Source organism: Winogradskyella eximia (assembly GCF_003386165.1).
GTDB classification, from domain to species: domain Bacteria; phylum Bacteroidota; class Bacteroidia; order Flavobacteriales; family Flavobacteriaceae; genus Winogradskyella; species Winogradskyella eximia.
The window spans coordinates 131,223-150,514 of sequence record NZ_QRDV01000006.1; the positions used below are offsets into that span (position 1 = coordinate 131,223).

Consider the following 19,292-nt stretch of genomic DNA (forward strand, 5'->3'; position numbering starts at 1 on the left):
CCCATTAGCTTCTATAGAACGCAAAATCTAACCACATTTTATTTTACCAACCAAAGAAAGTATTTATATGAAAAAAATTTTAACACTGCTATTTGCTTTAGCAGCAATGAGTTCTTTTGCTCAAATTAAAATGCAAGGCATTGTAAAGGATAGTATCGGTGCACCTTTAGAAATGGCTAATATTATAGCTATTAATAAAGATACCAATACATTAGAATCTTATGCGATAACTAACGCTAAAGGAAAATATGTTATTGCATTAGGAAAGAATGGGAAATATAGTATCCAAGTGAGTTATATCGGATTAAAGTCGGTTGATGAAACTGTTGAGACTAAAGACGTTGATATTACCAAGGATTTCAGTATGCTTGCGGATAATATGCTTGATGCTGTTGAGTTAACTTATGAAATGCCAGTAACTGTTAAAGGAGATACACTAATTTATAATGCAGACTCTTTTAAAAGTGGAACAGAACGAAAATTAGAAGATGTACTAAAAAAGTTACCTGGAGTAGAAATAAATGCCGATGGAAAAATTGAAGTAGAAGGTAAGGTTGTAAATAAGTTAATGGTAAATGGCAAGGATTTCTTTGATGGAGATTCAAAATTAGCAACTAAAAATATTCCTTCTAATGCAGTAGATAAAATACAAGTGTTAAGGAATTATGCCGAGGTAGGTCAGTTAAGTGGTGTTCAGAATAATCAAGATAATGTCGCCATTAATATTAAATTAAAAGAAGGAAAGGAAAACTTTTGGTTTGGAGACGTTACTGCTGGTGGAGGTTTTGCACCATCACCAAATGACGAGTTGTATTTAGTGCAACCAAAATTATTTTATTACAGTCCTAAATACAGCATTAACGTAATTGGAGATATAAATAATATTGGTGAGGTTGCATTGACTGGTCGTGATATTAGAAATTTTGGAGGTGGTTTTAGAAGACCAAGTTCTAGTAGTGGTACAAGTCTTAATCTAGGGGATAATGGATTAAGAGGATTAACTAACCTAGGTGATGCTCAAAAAATTGAATCTAAATTAGGTGCACTTAACTTTAGTTATGCTCCTAATAAAGCTTTAGATCTTAGTGGATTTGTAATTTATAATGCCAATAGATTACAAACTAGAACAGCAAGTTCTTATGATTATATTGAGGTTGAAGATGATCCAACTACAACAACTATCGATGAATCTGCAAGCGTCCCTCAAGACGAAACTATAGAACAAACAGGTAGAGAGGCTACTAATCAAGGTTTAGCAAAATTAAGTGCGAGTTATAAGCCAAACGCGAATAATCAATTAAATTATGATGTTTTAGGACGTATTTCGGATGATTCTGAAGCTAATAATCAATTCTCTTCTGTAGTTGGAAGTACCAATCAGTTAGATAAAGCGAAGCCATTTAGTATTAATCAAAATGTAAACTATTACTATACGCTAAATGAGAACAATATCTTTGCTTTTGAAGCACAACATTTAATAAAAGATGAGGATCCTTTCTACAATGTAATAGGATTAAAAGATGAAGATACTTTTGATAGCACAGCCAGTAGTTTAGGTTTAGATTTAACCCAAAATAATTATAATTTAAATCAAGATCGTCGTATTAAATCAAATCAACTTGATGCTAAATTAGATTACTACAATATTTTAAATTCTAAAAGTAATATTAACCTTACACTAGGTACTATTTTGAGTACTCAAAAATTTAACTCTAACATTTTTCAGTTTTTAGATGACGGTTCGTTTTTTGATCCTACAGCCAATTTAACTAATGGTGAAGGTGAGGTATTGCTTAATGAAAACGATACAGAATATAATTTTAGTGATATTTATGTTGGTTTTCATTACAGACTAAAAGCTGGTAAGTTTACAATCACACCTGGGTTTTCAGTACATGCTTATGGCAATAAAAACACCCAATTTGGTGAGGTTTATGAAGATAATTTTTTCAGAGTATTACCAGATTTTGAAACTCAAATTCAATTTAAAAAGAGTGAGAGTTTAACGTTTAGATATAATATGCAAAATTCATTTACGGATGTTACTAGTTTAGCAGAAGGATTAGTTTTAAATAATTATAATAGCATACAATATGGAGAACCAGAATTACAAAATTCGTTATCGCATAATTTGAGCTTACGTTACTTTAGCTTCAATCTGTTTAATTACACTAATGTTTTTGCCATTCTTAATTACAACAAAAATATTGATCAGATTAGATCATTAACTAATTTTGATAATGTTATTAGAACGAGTTCTTACTTTAACTCTAATTTTGCAGACGAAAGTGTAACGGCTTTTGGACGTATACAACGTACTTTTGGTAAGCTGAGAGCTAGTCTTGGTGTTAACTATAATTACAGTAAAAACAATCAATTTGTTCAAGATACACGATCCGTAAATGAAACTTTTTCTCAAAGTTATACTCCAGAGCTACGTACTAATTTTAGGGAAGCACCAAACGTTAGTTTAAAATATCAATATAGAGTATCAAATACCAATCAAGGCTCTAATGATACTAAGTTTGTGACCAATGCACCTTCTGTAGAATTTGATGCTTATATATGGGATGCATTAACCTTTAAAACAGATTATTCTTATACAAGTCAAAGTAGTAATGTTGGACCTACGGATTCTTATCAAACTTGGAATGCAAGTTTAGCTTACAGAAAAGATAAGGATGCAAAGTGGGAATATCAATTAAGAGCAACAAACTTATTGAATATAGATTCTAATGTTAATAATGGATCAAGTAATATTTCAGTTTATAGTTCTGAGACTTTTATTTTACCTCGATTTGTTACATTTAGATTGACTTATACATTGTAGTCAACCATTATAATTATAAAAAGCCTCACATTCTAATAGAGAATATGAGGCTTTTTTTTATCTAAATAATAAGGTTTTAATTATCTCCAAAAACATGTACAATACCAGTTATAGAATGTGAATTTCCATTAAAATCCTCATATGTGCCACTAAAGTTAATATCTATATACTCACCAACGGATCGAAGAGATGTTGAGTTATAAATTACGTTATTGTTGGTGTTAGACATACCAAAACATTCTTGAAGATTGAAATCAGTATTTCCATTATATTCAGAAAATTCATCAGAAATAATTTCTTGTTGTTCGCCTCTAGAATTACCATCGTCTTTTTGACAAGATGTTATGGTCATTAAAGAAAATAGAAGCATTAAAATATTTTAGATATTTTTCATAATGTGCTGATTCAATTAAGGTTTGTTCATCTAATAAAATATAGACATTTTTTGAATATAATAACTGAGTTTACAAAATTCTTACCTGAAGGATAAGTGGATTTATCAAAGAAAAAACCCTCATAAAAATTATTTATGAGGGTTTTTGTAAATCTAGTACTAGAGTTTTTAGACCTTAGTAATATCTATTTTTTCAATCACTTTTTCAATTTCACCAGCTTCGTTAGTCAATGATGCTTCAAAAGTTTTTAGCGAACCTTCTACTTGAGCTCTAGTGCCTTCAAAAGTTATAGTTTTTGATACTTTTTCGCCATCTTTTATAATAGAATAATCGACTGTTGCTTTTGTTGTAATTTCAGAATCAACAGTCATTTCAATAGAGACGTCTTCATCAATATTTGCTAAGCCAGTTTCATCAGCATGACCTCCTAAAATAGGAGCAATTACTAAACCGATTAAACATGTTAATTTAATTAAGATGTTCATTGAAGGTCCAGATGTATCTTTAAATGGATCACCAACAGTATCACCAGTTACAGCAGCCTTATGAGCTTCAGAACCTTTAAAAGTCATTTCTCCGTTAATCTCTACACCAGCTTCAAAAGATTTTTTAGCATTATCCCAAGCGCCACCTGCATTGTTTTGGAAGATGGCCCAAAGTACACCAGACACGGTAACACCAGCCATATAACCACCTAACATTTCTGCAATAGCTAAAGGATCCATTCCAAAAATCATAGGAATAAAGGCGATTGCTAATGGGAAACCAATAGTTAATAATCCTGGTAACATCATTTCTTTTAAAGAAGCTTCTGTAGAAATAGCCACACACTTATCGTATTCTGGTTGGCCTGTTCCTTCCATAATGCCTGGAATTTCTCTAAACTGACGACGCACTTCTTCTACCATTTCCATAGCAGCTTTACCCACAGCATTCATTGCTAAAGCAGAAAATACTACTGGTACCATACCACCTACAAATAACATGGCTAAAACAGGTGCTTTAAATATATTAATTCCGTCAATTCCTGTAAACGTTACATAGGCAGCAAATAAGGCTAAAGATGTTAATGCAGCAGAAGCGATTGCGAAACCTTTTCCTGTTGCAGCCGTTGTATTACCAACTGAATCTAATATATCTGTACGCTCTCTAACGATAGGTTCTTGTTCACTCATTTCGGCAATACCACCTGCGTTGTCAGATATTGGTCCAAAAGCATCAATTGCTAATTGCATAGCTGTTGTAGCCATCATTGCAGATGCAGCTAATGCAACTCCATAAAATCCTGCAAAAGCATAAGATGCCCAAATAGCTCCAGCAAATAATAAAACAGAAGGGAATGTAGAAATCATACCAGTAGCTAAACCAGCGATAATGTTGGTACCTGCTCCAGTACTTGATTGTTGTACAATATTTAAAATTGGTTTTTTACCTAAACCTGTATAGTATTCCGTTACTGAAGAAATAACAGCTCCTACAAATAAACCAACTAAAGTTGCATAAAATACACGCATAGAAGAGATTTCTTGTAAACCTTCTCCAAAGAAATTCATTTGCATGGTTTCTGGTAACATCCAAGTTACTAATCCAAAACATGCAGCAGCAACTAATATAATTGAAGTCCAGTTACCAATATTTAAAGCTCCCATAACCTGAGCTTCTTTGGCATCGTTACTCTTAATTTTTACTAACATTGTACCGATAATAGAAATAATAATTCCTACACCAGCAATTGCCATTGGTAGAAGGATTGGTCCAATACCTCCAAAAGCATCAGAAATAGAGCCTCCCATATCTTTAATCACATAGTTACCTAAAACCATAGCAGCTAATACTGTCGCAACATAAGACCCAAATAAATCGGCTCCCATACCAGCAACATCACCAACATTATCACCTACGTTATCTGCAATAGTAGCAGGATTACGAGGATCATCTTCTGGAATTCCAGCTTCAACTTTACCAACTAAATCAGCACCTACATCAGCAGCTTTAGTGTAAATACCACCACCAACTCTAGCGAATAGCGCGATTGATTCAGCACCAAGTGAGAATCCAGCCAATGTTTCTAAAACAATCGTCATGTCCATTGTATTGGTCCAAGCACCATCCATAAAAACATGGAAAAAAACAATGAAGAATACAGTTAAACCTAAAACAGCTAAACCAGCTACACCAAGACCCATTACTGTTCCACCTCCAAAAGAGATTTTAAGTGCATTTGGTAAACTTGTTCTTGCAGCTTGTGTTGTTCTAACATTTGTTTTAGTTGCGATTTTCATTCCTATGTTTCCAGCGAATGCAGAAAATACAGCTCCAAAAATAAAAGCGATTACAATTAACCAGTGCGTTGTAGGTACAATAAATGAAACTACAGTTAATAACGCAGCAACAATTACTACAAAGATGGCAAGTAATTTATATTCAGCATTTAAGAATGCTAATGCTCCTTCGTATATGTGATCTGAAATTTCTTTCATTTTACCATCTCCAGCATCTTGTTTCATTACCCAAGATTGCTTAATAAGCATGTAAATTAATCCTAAAAGTGCCAAAGCTATTGGCATATAAATCATCATTGACTCCATATTATATTATTTAATTTGATTAGTTTTTAGCTGGGCAAAAGTAGTAAAATGAATCATATTTTTACGAAAAAAGCAATATCAATTAATTGATATTGCTTTTTTATTAGTTTTAAGTTAAAAAACTTTGGATTCCTAAATGTGGATATTAAATCGTAAATGTACGTTTCTTTTTGTGCTCACTTTCATCATAACGTTGTACACATTCATGGTAGATTTTAATAGCTTCTTCAGCATCTCCCCATCCACCAACATCAACTTTCTTTTTCTCTAAATCTTTATATACTCTGAAAAAATGTTCGATTTCCTTTAATCTATGCGGATTTAAGTCGCTGATATCTTTGTTGTTACTCCAAATAGGGTCTGAAACTGGTACACAGATAATTTTTTCATCTGGTCCTTTTTCATCTGTCATATGGAAAACACCAATTGGTCTTACTTCCATAACAACCATTGGATATGTAGGCTGATGTCCTAAAACTAAAACATCTAAAGGATCACTATCTAAAGCTAAAGTTTCTGGAATAAAACCATAATCACCTGGATACATCATAGATGAAAAAAGCATACGGTCAAATCTTATTTTGTGTAATGTGAAATCGTATTCATATTTATTACGACTTCCTTTAGGTATTTCAATTAATACGTCGAAAGTTAATTCTTCTGATTCTGACATGTTTTAAATTGTATTTGGGTGTTCTATTTTACTTAGAACCGTTATTATATTCTCTGTTAAATATTTAAGCATAGCAAAGATAATATATTGTGCGAGTTAAGCAATTAATTATGTTTGAGTTTAAGCATATAGTGGCTTACTGATTTTTTTTAAAAATAATCATGATATTGATTTAGAGATTCATTTTTACAGAAATAGTTTATAAAGTGAATAAGTTAAATCAACTTATGAATATAAAATTAGAGTTTTTATAACATGAAACCTCTAATAAACAATGGTGAACTTTCCTTCTTCAAATTGTTTCACTAATTTCGTTTAATCTGTAATGTGCATTAGAATTACACGACATTTAAAATCGTTATTTAAGTATGAATTCGAACTTAATCAAAGTCATAAATCAACATAAACAAACAATTAAAGTTTCAATGACTTTAAAGGAAGAATCACAACGTTTCACAAAATTGCTATATAAAGCTTTTTACGATTGTGACACAGATGCTGAACAAGCTTTACAAGAACTTGAAACGCTATTTGTAACGATACGCAACATGGCCTGTCCGCAAATTAAAAATATGCCATGTAAACGTTGGGATGATTTTAAATCTAATATTCCAGATTTATATGCTAGTTTAAAAAAAGATGCTGAAGCCATTTATAATAATGATCCAGCAGCACAATCTATTGAAGAAATCTATTTAGCGTATCCTGGTTTCTTTGCAATTTCTATATATAGGATGGCGAGAGTTTTTTTTAAATTGAACTTGCCGCTTATACCTAGATTAATGACAGAATATGCACATCGAATTACAGGTATAGATATTCATCCTGGTGCTACAATTGGTGCTTCATTTTTTATAGATCATGGCACAGGTGTTGTTATTGGTGAAACAACAGAAATACATGATCGTGTTAAAGTGTACCAAGGTGTAACTTTAGGTGCATTAACGGTTAAAAAACAACATCAAAATACAAAGCGCCATCCTACAATTGAGCAAAATGTTACTATTTATGCTAATGCAACTATTTTAGGAGGTAATACCATTATTGGAGAAAATAGTGTGATTGGTGGTAATACATGGTTAACGGAATCTGTTCCAGCAAACTCTATTGTAACGCATAATCATCAAGTTGAAATTTTTTCGAAAAATAAAAAGTAATATGAATGAGACTTTAATAGATCAAATTGGAAATACACCTATTGTGAAATCAATAGCATTGAATACGAATCCTAAAGTGAGTTTGTATTTTAAACTTGAAGGAAATAATCCTGGTGGAAGTGTTAAAGATAGAGCGGCTTATAATATGATTAAAAGTGCTCTAGATTCTAAAAAAATTGATCAATCATCGAAATTAATTGAGGCAACAAGTGGTAACACAGGAATTGCATTAGCAATGATAGCAAGTATATATAAATTGAATATAGAACTTGTAATGCCTGATACAGCAACCAAGGAACGTGTACAAACTATGCGTGCTTATGGTGCAACAGTTACATTGCATCCTGATGGTATAGAAGGAGCGAGAGACTATGCCATAAACAAGGTTGAAAATGAAGGTTATTTTTCATTTAATCAATTTGCAAATGACGATAATTGGAAAGCTCATTACAAAACTACAGGTCCAGAAATTTGGAGAGATACCGAAGGTACTATTACGCATTTTGTATCTTCAATGGGAACTACAGGAACCATAATGGGAACCTCTACATTTTTGAAAGAACAAAGCTCGGCTATAAAAATTGTTGGAGTACAACCCACAGATGGATCAAAAATACCAGGCATTAGAAAATGGCCATTAGAATATTTACCTAAAATATTTGATGCTTCTAAAGTTGATCAAACTATTGAAGTCAGTAAAGAAGAAGCTATGGAAATGACACGCAGATTAGCTAAAGAAGAAGGTATTTTAGCAGGTATGAGTAGCGGAGGAGCTGCAGCTGCTGCTTTAAAATTAGTAAAAGAATTAGAAAGCGGAATTGTGGTTTGCATTATTTGCGACCGTGGTGATCGCTACTTGTCTTCTGACTTGTTTGAATAATATTCGGATAAGTAAATGAAATGATTTTATAATTAAGTAAAGCGCTTTTGGCTAAAAATAAAATCCAAAACTACCAGTAACTCCAAAAGGTCTAGCGTTTGGACGGTCTAAATAGTTTCCTCTAAAGTTAAAGTCTAGACGTAAGACTTTAAAAATATTAGCAACACCAACACTATATTCGTAGTACATACGAGTATCTGGAGCTACTAATGGGAATTCAACTGGGTTCATTCCCGTTTCACTTAGTACTTTGTTTTCTTCAGATAATTCTCCCCAAACACCTCTTAAGCCTAAAATGGCTCTAAGATTGTATTTTTTTAAGAAAGGAATCCTAGAGAAAACACGACCATTAAAATTGTGTTCAATATGCACAGAGCTATAAGTATCTGTTACAAACTCGTAAAAATCTAACTGTGGAAACGTATTGTAAATTGAGAAATAACTTTGATTACCAGGAACAATACTTAGTAAACCAAGAGGTACTTCACCAAAAGTTTTACCTAATTCTACGGATGTAACTAATCTTCCAAAACCACCAACTTGCCATGGTTGTATATAAGAAAATTGCAGTTTGGTATAATCAAAATCACTACTAAACCAATCGCGATCTCCACGACTTATTTGTGCAAATAATGTTGCAAAATTGTCATTTTTATTTTTTCGTTCTACTCCAAATCCTGTCATTTGACGTTTAGGGAAGTAGGCGAGTGATAATCTAGATTCAAATTGTTTAATTTCTGAAGAAATACCGGTTGATGATTCAGGATCTAAATAATCTAAACTAAAAGTTGGTGACGCAGAACTTAACGTGCGAAAGCTACCATCTATTCGAATCTCTAAATTTCTAAAAGGCTCAATAGAGGCTCCTAGATTAGTTAAATTAATATTGGTTAACTTATCATTTGTACTTGTGCCAATAACAGCAGAAGATGCCAAACTACGGCCTAATACATCGGTAGAGCTAGTTAAACTTGCTCCAATTTGTTCTACATCACGTCTATTACCACCAAAAAGAGTGAGTCGTGTTCGTTTATTTAATAGCCATTTACCAGAAATGCCGTATTTGAATTTATCATCTTTAAAGCCGTAAGCTAAAAAACCTTCTAATCTCCATAAATCATTTGGGCCAAAGTAAGTTCTACCTCCAGTTCGTAGTCTTACGCCTTCAACTTCATTATATCCAAAGGTTGAAAATATAGGTCCATAATCGAAATTGATACTCGGAATTTCAATATATCCTGATGCAAGAATGCTTCCTACATTATACAAACGCTTAAATTTTTTAACCGTTTTAAGCGTATCTAACATTTTATATACGCCTTTTTCATCTTTGTTTAAGGCTTCAAGTCTGTTGGTTTCCCAAAAATCATCTTCTCTATTATAGACATCGGCATCATAATTATATACCACTTTATCATAGAACTTAGAATCTTTAGGTTGGTCAAATTTATAGTTGTCATAAATTGTTGTCCGCTTTCCATAAACACCTCTTGAGACTTCTTTTTTGTTGAAAGCGAAGTCTGATAAAAAATAATCGCGTTTAATAAGAAAAAGAGAATCGTTAAGTACTTCAAACTCTTGTTCTATATAAATCTCTTTAACCCAGTTTATATTAGCACTCTTTGAAGCTTGAAGATTAATTTCCTTAATAGCAAAAGTGGAATCATTAACCCAAAAATCGCCTTTAAAGGTTAATTCATTTTTTCGTCTAGGATAATATATGATGTTGTAACACCATTTGTTGTCAATAAATGCACTGTCCGATAAAACATAATTGTAGGTTTGTATTCCCGTTCTACTTAATGGGCTAACAAAACTTTTATCGAAAAACTTTAAGTAATTATTGTAAACATTATATTCAGAATATAAATCGTCTATAAAATCGATAATGATTTGATTATTACTAAACCCAGAGTTCTTATTACCTAATAAATCTTCTCGTTCTTTATTAATTAAATTATCACCAGATATTTTTTTAACGGATTCATTTAAAAAAATAGGCAAGTATGTTTTTCCAGTGACATTGGATGTGTCTACTTCTTCAAAAACAAATTCCATACCTTTAAAAAGTTTACTCTTTATTAGAGCACTATCAATGGTGTTGAGGTCAAATTCTACTTTCTCGTATTGGTCGTATTCGTATTGCTTAAATTGGCTTAAGCCATTTTGCCGTTTACGTTCCCAAATCTTTTTAAGAATTCTAATAGCGGGATTTTCGGATGCTTTTTTAGATTGTTTTCCGGTAACAATAAGTACTTCATCTAAAGTAGATGTCTCTTCTTTCAATATAAATTTTAAATCGTAGTTAACACGTTTGGTTAGTGGTATCTCTAACATTTCAAAACCAACAAAGGACACAATTAATGTGTTCCAAACGTCATCAGATTCTAAATAGAATTTTCCGTCTTCATTAGTAATTGTTCCAATGGTAGAGCCTTTAAATAAGACATTGGCGAAAGGAATAGGTGTATTATTTTCATCAAAAACATAACCACTAACTTTAGTTTGTGCCCATGTAGATAAAAACCCTAGAACTAATAAAAATGTAAATAGTTTTAATTTCATATTAAAAAACAAACTTCATCAACAACCATGCTAAACTTTATTTAGAAGGTTATTAATGAAGTTTTCTAAACGCAGTAAACTGCTATTTATTTATACATTACTTTTTTCACAGCTTTAACAACATCGTCACTATTAGGTAACCATTCTGCTAATAAAACAGGTGAATATGGTGCAGGTGTATCTGCAGTATTTATTTTTACAATAGGAGCGTCTAAATAATCAAAAGCTTCAGATTGTACTAAATAAGTGATTTCAGTTGAAACATTTCCAAAAGGCCATGCTTCTTCTAAAACAACTAATCGGTTAGTTTTCTTTACAGATTTTAAAATAGCGTCTCTATCCATTGGACGAACCGTACGTAAATCTATAATTTCACAAGAGATGCCTTCTTTTGCTAATTCATCTGCTGCTTTGTATGCTTCTTTTATAATTTTACCAAATGATACAATAGTAACATCGGTGCCTTCACGCTTAATTTCAGCAACTCCAATTGGTACAGTGTATTCTCCTTCTGGTACTTCTCCTTTATCACCATACATTTGTTCGCTTTCCATAAAAATAACCGGATCGTCATCTCTTATGGCAGCTTTTAATAAACCTTTTGCATCGTAAGGATTTGAAGGTACAATTACCTTTAATCCTGGAGTATTAGCAAACCAATTTTCAAAAGCTTGCGAATGTGTTGCTCCTAACTGACCAGCAGAAGCTGTTGGGCCTCTAAATACAATAGGACATTTAAACTGTCCACCAGACATTTGTCTGATTTTTGCAGCATTATTTATAATCTGGTCAATACCAACTAGAGAGAAGTTAAACGTCATGTATTCTACAATTGGACGATTGCCCGTCATTGTAGATCCAATTGCAATACCAGCAAAACCAAGCTCTGCAATAGGTGTGTCTATAACACGTTTAGCACCAAATTCATCTAACATGCCTTTAGATGCTTTGTAGGCACCATTATATTCTGCTACTTCTTCACCCATAAGATAAATACTTTCATCTCTGCGCATTTCTTCGCTCATGGCTTCACAAATAGCTTCTCTAAATTGAATTGTCTTCATTGTCTTATTTTTAAACGAAAAACAAAAATAATAATTATTGACTATATAATGACATTAAATCTTAAGTGAAAAAATAAATTATTTGTAACTTGAAGAACTTTGTAAAATATTTAGTGTCTATGCAAGCAAAAAATCACATTATAATCGGTTTATTTGTGTTAATATCTAATGTTTTAATTGCACAGCAAGCAGTGCTTTGTGGTTTGCAAACAGATACGTTTAGAATTGAGAGTTCTGAAAATATTCCTGCAATTACGTCCAATGCTGATGGTACAGTTACTTTAGTGTTTCCGGATGCATATGTGTCAGCGATTTTTGCTAACTATACCGTTTATGATTTCTATCAATCGTTTCCAAATTCATCAGAAGCTTTAGAGAAATACTACAATGTAACTTATGATACTAGATCTTTGATTGAAGATATTGTTACCAATGTGCCAACTACTATTTTAGAGTATTCTGGAGCTAATATCAGCGGTATTAGTTTGCCATTTAATTCAAATGTAAATCCTGATTTAATTTTGGCGCTAGATGATAATACTTTTGAACTTACTAAATATAGAGTGACGTCAGATGCAGATGGGTGTTATGGTAATTGTTCGCTTATTGATGTGCCAGATGATTTTGTCTTTAGGGTTAAGTTTAATTATAATGCTGTAACTCAATTGTTACTTATGGAAACTGAAAACTTAACTCCTTGTAGTAATACATTCTCAATTGGTTTAAGTGGAGGGAACCCTAATGAATATAATCAGACGGATTATAATTTACAATTGTGGGAGTCCACATCTGTAACAGCTACTGAAACTGAGTTTTCTCAACCTTGTCATGAAATTGAAGCAGCCGTATTTGCGATTTTGAATATAGCTTGTTCACCTAATGACTATGGTATAGGAAATATTTCAGTTACTATAGATTCCGAAAATCAATCATTTCGTTTTAACAGACCTAATATGGTTTTCGGAGAACATGTAGTAGAGTTTTCGAGAGCTAATTTATCTGTTGTAGACGAAACTCTTCAAGTTATGAAGCCGTTTGAAATTGAAGGGAATCCATATTTGCAAATTTCAAACTTGAATAATCAATCGGTAAGTGTTGACATCTATAATACTTCAGGACAACATATAACCCAAGTAAAAAACTTCGAAGAAAATAGTCTTAATATTTCAGATTTATCTGTTGGTTTATACTTCATTCGTATTTCAAACTTAAATAATCAGCAAAAAATCTTTAAATTTTTGAAAAATTGATAGTTTAATCGATTAAAACTGTCATTTTGGAAATTTTGTTATGCGTGCATAGTAAAATTTCGAAATTTATATTTATCTTCGTCATCAATAAAAAAAGACGTTTAAAATAAATCATTTTTATATGAAAATATTAGTATGTATTAGTCATGTACCTGATACAACCTCAAAGATTAATTTTACAGATGGAGATACAAAATTTGACACTAATGGTGTTCAGTTTGTAATCAATCCTAATGACGAATTTGGTCTAACGCGTGCCATGTGGTTTAAAGAAAAACAAGGAGCAAGTGTAGATGTTATTAATGTTGGAGGACCAGAAACTGAGCCAACCTTAAGAAAAGCTTTAGCTATTGGTGCAGATTCAGCCATTAGAGTTAACACAGAAGCTACAGATGGTTTTGCAGTTGCAAAGCAATTAGCGAAAGTGGTTAAAGATGGTGGATACGATTTAGTGATTGCTGGTAGAGAGTCTATTGATTATAATGGATCAATGGTTCCAGGTATGTTGGCAAGTTTAATTGATGCTAACTTTGTTACCAATTGTATTAGTTTAGAAGTGGATGGAACTAATGCAAAAGCCGTTAGAGAAATCGATGGTGGTAAAGAAACAGTAAGCACATCTTTGCCTTTAGTCATTGGAGGACAAAAAGGGTTAGTAGAGGAAAGCGATTTGCGTATACCAAACATGAGAGGAATTATGATGGCACGTAAAAAACCTTTAAATGTTGTTGAGCCAGTTGATGTAAGCGCAGAAACAAAAGCGGTAAGTTTTGAAAAACCAGCTCCAAAAGGTGCAGTTAAATTGGTTGATGCAGATAATATAGACGAATTAGTGAACTTACTTCATAACGAAGCTAAAGTGATTTAATCTGTCATTTTTACGTCAGTAAGACATCGAATATTTAGCGCTAGCTAATCCATAAATAAATTATAACAAAATAGATTTCTGCTCAGGCAGGAATGACAAAACTTAAGATTATGTCAATTCTAGTATATACAGAATCCGAAAACGGAAAATTAAAAAAAACAGCTTTAGAAGTTGTATCTTATGCTAAAGCTATTGCAGACCAAATGGGAACTTCAGTTACTGCAGTTGCTGTTAATGCAGATAATGCAGATACACTTGGAAACTATGGTGCAACTAAAGTACTTTTAGTAAAAGATGAAAGTTTAAAAGCATTTAACGCCAAGAAATATGCAGCTATTATTGCAAATGCTGCAAAAAGCGAAGATGCAAAAGTAGTTGTAGTAAGCTCTAGTGCAGATAGTAAATATTTAGCACCATTGTTAGCTGTAGGTTTAGATGCAGGTTATGTATCTAATGTAGTTGAAGCACCATCTAGTGTATCTCCATTTACAGTAAAACGTACAACTTTCACTAATAAAGCATTCACAAATACAGAAATCACTACAGATGTAAAAGTGGTAGGTTTATCTAATAATTCATTCGGATTGGTAGAATCTGGAGGTAGTGCTTCTGTTGAAGAATTCTCACCTTCTATACTAGATTCTGGAGTGAGCGTAGAGTCCGTTGATAAAGCAACTGATAAAGTAAGTATTGCAGATGCAGAAATTGTTGTTTCTGGAGGAAGAGGTCTTAAAGGACCAGAGAATTGGGGAATGGTTGAAGAATTAGCAGAGGTTTTAGGAGCAGCTACGGCATGTTCTAAACCAGTGTCTGATTTAGGTTGGAGACCACATAGTGAACACGTTGGGCAAACAGGAAAACCTGTGGCGTCAAACTTGTACATTGCAATTGGAATCTCTGGAGCCATTCAGCATTTAGCAGGTATTAATTCTTCTAAGGTAAAAGTGGTTATTAACACAGATCCTGAAGCACCTTTCTTTAAGGCTGCTGATTACGGAGTTGTAGGTGATGCATTTGAAGTTGTGCCTAAATTAATAGAAAAATTAAAAGCTTTTAAAGCTGCAAACGCATAATTTTATTACCTTGTAATCCTCAATACCAAATCAGTAATAAAATAGATAAGGTATTAATAAGGACTGTTTAAATTTTGAAATTTTCTGGTTTGCTTGCGTTTTATCGAAAGTATAAGGGAAATTAGCCAAATCTGTAAATTGCAGTTGGTAAAGTCCAAATTTAAACAGTTCTTTGTGTTTTATAAATTATGAGTTTAGTTCGTTTAAATATCAAAGGCATTTCTTATAGTCAAACCCAGAATGGTGCCTACGCTTTAATACTTAATGAGGTTGATGGAGACAGAAAACTGCCAATAGTCATTGGTGCGTTTGAAGCACAATCAATTGCTATTGCTTTAGAAAAGGAAATTCGTCCTCCTCGTCCTCTAACTCACGATTTATTTAAAAACTTCGCAGATCGTTTCGATATTGTTGTTAAGCAAGTCATTATTCATAAGTTGGTAGATGGAGTCTTTTATTCTAGTTTAATTTGCGAACGCGATAAGATAGAAGAAATCATTGATGCTAGAACAAGCGATGCTATTGCTTTGGCTTTACGTTTTCAAGCTCCAATTTTTACTTACAAAAACATTTTAGACAAAGCCGGAATTTATCTTAAAGTCAACCCAAAAAAGGATGATGAAGAGGAAGATAGTATTCTTGTAGACGACCTTATTGTAGAAGAAATAGAAGCTGCAACAAGTGAACAAGAAGGTTATAAAAACACATCTCTCGAAGAACTTAATAAGCTCTTAGATGAAGCCGTTAATAATGAAGATTATGAAACAGCTGCAAAATTAAGAGACGAAATTTCTAAACGCTAACTAACACCACATTTTATGAATCAGTTTTTCAAGGCTTTTCTTGCTATCTTTATTGGACTTTCATCAATTACAGCACAAGAACTTGAAAAAACGTGGGAATCGACAACTCCTGAAAGTGTTTTTAATACTTTAGAATTTAAAGAGGGAGAATTCAACTTTTTATCAAATTCTAAAAATAATCTTGAAGGAGATTATATGTACCAAAATAACTTGTTGGTACTTTACCATAACGATTCTTTAAACTCAATTAAGAGATATAAAATAACGGAACTTACTGATTCTACTTTAGTATTCTCAGGAAATGAGATGCGTTTTAATTTGATCGCTAAAAAAGAAGAATCCGTTGCACCAGCCGAAACAACTATAGCCCAAATTATACCTAATCAAGGCTTTTCTATAACTAGTTTATGGAGAGGTGTTTTAGGTATGGTGACTTTAATCTTTATTGCTTTTTTATTTAGTAGTAACAGAAAAGCCATTAATTGGAAAACCGTTGGAATAGGATTATTATTTCAACTCATTATAGCAGTAGGAGTTTTAAAAGTAGATTTTGTAAAATCGGCTTTCGAGTTTATAGGGCAAGGTTTTATCGCGATACTTGGTTTTACACAAGCTGGTAGCGAATTCTTATTTGGAGGCATGTTAGATGTTACTTCTTTTGGTTTCATATTTGCGTTTCAAGTATTACCAACAATTATCTTTTTCTCTGCATTAACATCTGTATTATTTTATCTTGGATTGATTCAGAAAGTTGTAAAAGGCATGGGTTGGTTACTATCTAAAGTACTAGGTATTTCAGGAGCTGAAAGCTTAAGTGTTGCAGGTAATATTTTCTTAGGTCAGACAGAAGCACCTTTACTTATTAAGGCTTATTTAGAAAAAATGAATAAGTCTGAAATTCTACTAGTTATGATTGGTGGAATGGCAACTGTTGCAGGAGCTGTTTTAGCAGCTTACATTGGTTTCTTAGGAGGTGAAGATGAGGCATTACAATTGTTTTATGCTAAACATTTACTAGCAGCTTCCGTAATGGCTGCACCCGGAGCTATTGTGATTTCAAAAATACTATTTCCACAAACTGAAGATATTAATACAGAGGTTGCAGTTTCACAAGACAAAATTGGTTCTAATATCTTAGAATCTATAGCAAATGGAACTACTGAAGGTTTAAAACTAGCAGTTAATGTTGGTGCAATGCTATTGGTGTTTGTCGCTTTCATAGCTATGATAAATGGTATTTTAGGAGGTGTTGCAGGCTTTAATGGTTTTAGTATTGAAGCTTTAAATATCGATTGGCATTTTACATCACTTAATGAAGTTATTGCTAATAATACTCCATATAAAAGTTTATCCTTAGAATTTATTTTAGGATATGTTTTTGCACCTTTAATGTGGTTAATTGGTGTGGCATCTGAAGATATGGCGTTAATGGGTCAGTTATTAGGAATTAAATTAGCAGCAAGTGAGTTTATAGGTTATATTCAGTTAGCCGACTTAAAAAATGCAGCAAACGCAACACACCTTACTTATGAGAAGTCTATTATTATGGCTACTTATATGCTTTGTGGGTTTGCAAATTTCGCGTCTATAGGTATTCAAATTGGTGGAATAGGATCTTTAGCACCAGGACAACGTACACAGTTATCTAAGTTTGGTATGAAAGCTTTAATTGGTGGAACACTTGCTTCATTAGTTTCTGCAACCATTGCAGGAATGATAATTGGTTAGAGTTAGTTAATAACTTTTAATATTATACAAAGCTTCAAGTCTAATGATTTGGAGCTTTTTTTTATTTTCGCTATAAGTTCTGCTAATCTTATTTTAGCATTTCATTCCTCAAGATTTCAGTTTAATTTAAAGACATTTCCACTTTGGTGGGAAATAAGTATGAAACAATATCACGACCTAGTAAAGCATGTTTTAGCAGAAGGAAACGACAAAGGAGATAGAACAGGTACAGGCACAAAAAGTGTTTTTGGTTACCAAATGCGTTTCGATTTAAGTGAAGGTTTTCCCATGGTAACCACCAAAAAGTTACATCTAAAATCTATTATTTATGAGCTACTTTGGTTTTTAAAAGGAGATACAAACACCAAGTATCTTACAGAAAATGGAGTAAGAATTTGGAATGAATGGGCTGATGAAAATGGTGACCTTGGACCCGTTTACGGACATCAATGGAGAAATTGGGCGAGTGAAGAAATTGATCAAATTAAAGAAGTAATAACAACTTTAAAGAGTAATCCTAATAGTCGTAGAATGCTAGTTTCTGCTTGGAACCCTTCAGTTTTACCAGATACGTCTAAATCATTTTCAGAGAATGTGGCTAATGGGAAAGCAGCTTTGCCTCCGTGCCATGCCTTTTTTCAGTTTTATGTTGCTGACGGCAAATTATCATGTCAGCTCTACCAACGCAGTGCAGATATCTTTTTAGGTGTACCATTTAATATAGGTTCTTACGCTTTATTTACAATGATGATGGCTCAAGTTTGTGGCTATGAAGCTGGTGATTTTATTCACACGTTTGGAGATGCTCATATTTATAATAATCATAAGGAGCAGTTAGAACTTCAATTATCTAGAGAGATTAGACCATTGCCAAAGATGATTCTCAATCCAGAGGTAAAAGATATTTTCGATTTTAAATTTGAAGATTTTACTTTAGTTGATTATAATCCACATCCACATATTAAAGGTAAAGTAGCCGTTTAAATTTACCTTATGAAACTGTTTGTCTTTATCATGGTCTTTTTTTGTAGCTTAATTTTAGGTGCGCAAGAAAAACAAGATGCAACTTATCCTGTGTACAGAGGTTGTAAACAAGAGCTAAGCTTTGAAGAAACAAAGAAATGCACTTCAGATAAAATTATGGATTATATCAAAGTGAGTTTTAATTATGAATTAGCAGATAAAGTCTTTCCTACGGATCTAACCACTAAGTTTCATGTAGAGTTCACTATTAATAAAAAAGGAAAAACAGAGCAAATTAATGTAAAGGCACATCATAAAGCTATTGCTGTTGATGTAATTCAGCTGATAAAACGGATGCCAAAATTTAAAGCAGCTGGAACCATGAATGGAAAACCTGTTTCTACTTATTTTAGTGCTTTAATCACAGTACGTCTACTAAATTAAAACAAAAAAGT

The 19,292-nt window shown here is 32.6% G+C and carries 15 protein-coding genes; 10 read left to right on the top strand and 5 right to left on the bottom strand.

The window, feature by feature from the left end:
- Window positions 1–67: 67 nt before the first annotated feature.
- The gene (locus DFQ10_RS13125) at window positions 68–2,830 is read left to right on the top strand and encodes a TonB-dependent receptor (RefSeq protein WP_115817892.1); all 2,763 of its coding nucleotides are present in this window, start codon (window positions 68–70) and stop codon (window positions 2,828–2,830) included.
- A gap of 76 nt (window positions 2,831–2,906) precedes the next feature.
- On the opposite strand, the gene DFQ10_RS13130 is transcribed toward DFQ10_RS13125, so the two are convergent.
- The 3 genes from DFQ10_RS13130 to DFQ10_RS13140 all read right to left on the bottom strand — a co-directional run bounded on the left by DFQ10_RS13130 (window position 2,907) and on the right by DFQ10_RS13140 (window position 6,486).
- Entirely contained in the window at window positions 2,907–3,200 is a 294-nt protein-coding gene (locus tag DFQ10_RS13130) for a hypothetical protein (protein WP_147299219.1), read from the bottom strand.
- Between the two features lie 192 nt (window positions 3,201–3,392).
- The gene (locus tag DFQ10_RS13135) at window positions 3,393–5,813 is read right to left on the bottom strand and encodes a sodium-translocating pyrophosphatase (RefSeq protein ID WP_115817894.1); all 2,421 of its coding nucleotides are present in this window, start codon (window positions 5,811–5,813) and stop codon (window positions 3,393–3,395) included.
- Window positions 5,814–5,958: 145 nt separating this feature from the next.
- On the bottom strand, window positions 5,959–6,486 hold the full coding sequence (locus tag DFQ10_RS13140) for an inorganic diphosphatase (RefSeq protein WP_115817895.1): 528 nt from the start codon (window positions 6,484–6,486) through the stop codon (window positions 5,959–5,961).
- Between the two features lie 368 nt (window positions 6,487–6,854).
- Here DFQ10_RS13140 and epsC point away from each other — a divergent pair, with 368 nt between their 5' ends.
- Complete coding sequence (gene epsC, locus DFQ10_RS13145; protein ID WP_115817896.1) at window positions 6,855–7,643, top strand: serine O-acetyltransferase EpsC; 789 nt, start codon at window positions 6,855–6,857, stop codon at window positions 7,641–7,643.
- Window position 7,644: 1 nt separating this feature from the next.
- A complete protein-coding gene (cysM, locus tag DFQ10_RS13150) occupies window positions 7,645–8,523 on the top strand; it encodes a cysteine synthase CysM (protein WP_115818006.1) in 879 nt (292 codons plus the stop codon).
- Window positions 8,524–8,574: 51 nt separating this feature from the next.
- On the opposite strand, the gene DFQ10_RS13155 is transcribed toward cysM, so the two are convergent.
- Complete coding sequence (locus DFQ10_RS13155) at window positions 8,575–11,088, bottom strand: DUF5686 and carboxypeptidase-like regulatory domain-containing protein (protein WP_115817897.1); 2,514 nt, start codon at window positions 11,086–11,088, stop codon at window positions 8,575–8,577.
- An 86-nt stretch (window positions 11,089–11,174) separates the two neighbouring features.
- Window positions 11,175–12,152, bottom strand: a complete 978-nt coding sequence (locus DFQ10_RS13160; protein WP_115817898.1) for a pyruvate dehydrogenase complex E1 component subunit beta — start codon at window positions 12,150–12,152, stop codon at window positions 11,175–11,177.
- A gap of 119 nt (window positions 12,153–12,271) precedes the next feature.
- Here DFQ10_RS13160 and DFQ10_RS13165 point away from each other — a divergent pair, with 119 nt between their 5' ends.
- The 7 genes from DFQ10_RS13165 (at window position 12,272) to DFQ10_RS13195 (ending at window position 19,281) form a co-directional block, all read left to right on the top strand.
- Complete coding sequence (locus DFQ10_RS13165) at window positions 12,272–13,402, top strand: T9SS type A sorting domain-containing protein (protein ID WP_115817899.1); 1,131 nt, start codon at window positions 12,272–12,274, stop codon at window positions 13,400–13,402.
- A 121-nt stretch (window positions 13,403–13,523) separates the two neighbouring features.
- On the top strand, window positions 13,524–14,270 hold the full coding sequence (locus DFQ10_RS13170; protein WP_115817900.1) for an electron transfer flavoprotein subunit beta/FixA family protein: 747 nt from the start codon (window positions 13,524–13,526) through the stop codon (window positions 14,268–14,270).
- Between the two features lie 110 nt (window positions 14,271–14,380).
- Window positions 14,381–15,343 (top strand): electron transfer flavoprotein subunit alpha/FixB family protein, encoded by a 963-nt coding sequence (locus DFQ10_RS13175; RefSeq protein WP_115817901.1) that lies wholly within the window; start codon window positions 14,381–14,383, stop codon window positions 15,341–15,343.
- Between the two features lie 188 nt (window positions 15,344–15,531).
- On the top strand, window positions 15,532–16,146 hold the full coding sequence (locus DFQ10_RS13180) for a bifunctional nuclease family protein (protein ID WP_115817902.1): 615 nt from the start codon (window positions 15,532–15,534) through the stop codon (window positions 16,144–16,146).
- A 15-nt stretch (window positions 16,147–16,161) separates the two neighbouring features.
- Complete coding sequence (locus DFQ10_RS13185) at window positions 16,162–17,874, top strand: NupC/NupG family nucleoside CNT transporter (RefSeq protein WP_115817903.1); 1,713 nt, start codon at window positions 16,162–16,164, stop codon at window positions 17,872–17,874.
- Between the two features lie 159 nt (window positions 17,875–18,033).
- Window positions 18,034–18,858: a thymidylate synthase gene (locus DFQ10_RS13190; RefSeq protein WP_115817904.1), complete on the top strand. Its 825-nt coding sequence runs from the start codon at window positions 18,034–18,036 to the stop codon at window positions 18,856–18,858.
- A 9-nt stretch (window positions 18,859–18,867) separates the two neighbouring features.
- Window positions 18,868–19,281, top strand: a complete 414-nt coding sequence (locus DFQ10_RS13195; RefSeq protein WP_147299221.1) for an energy transducer TonB — start codon at window positions 18,868–18,870, stop codon at window positions 19,279–19,281.
- The last annotated feature ends 11 nt before the right edge of the window (window positions 19,282–19,292 follow it).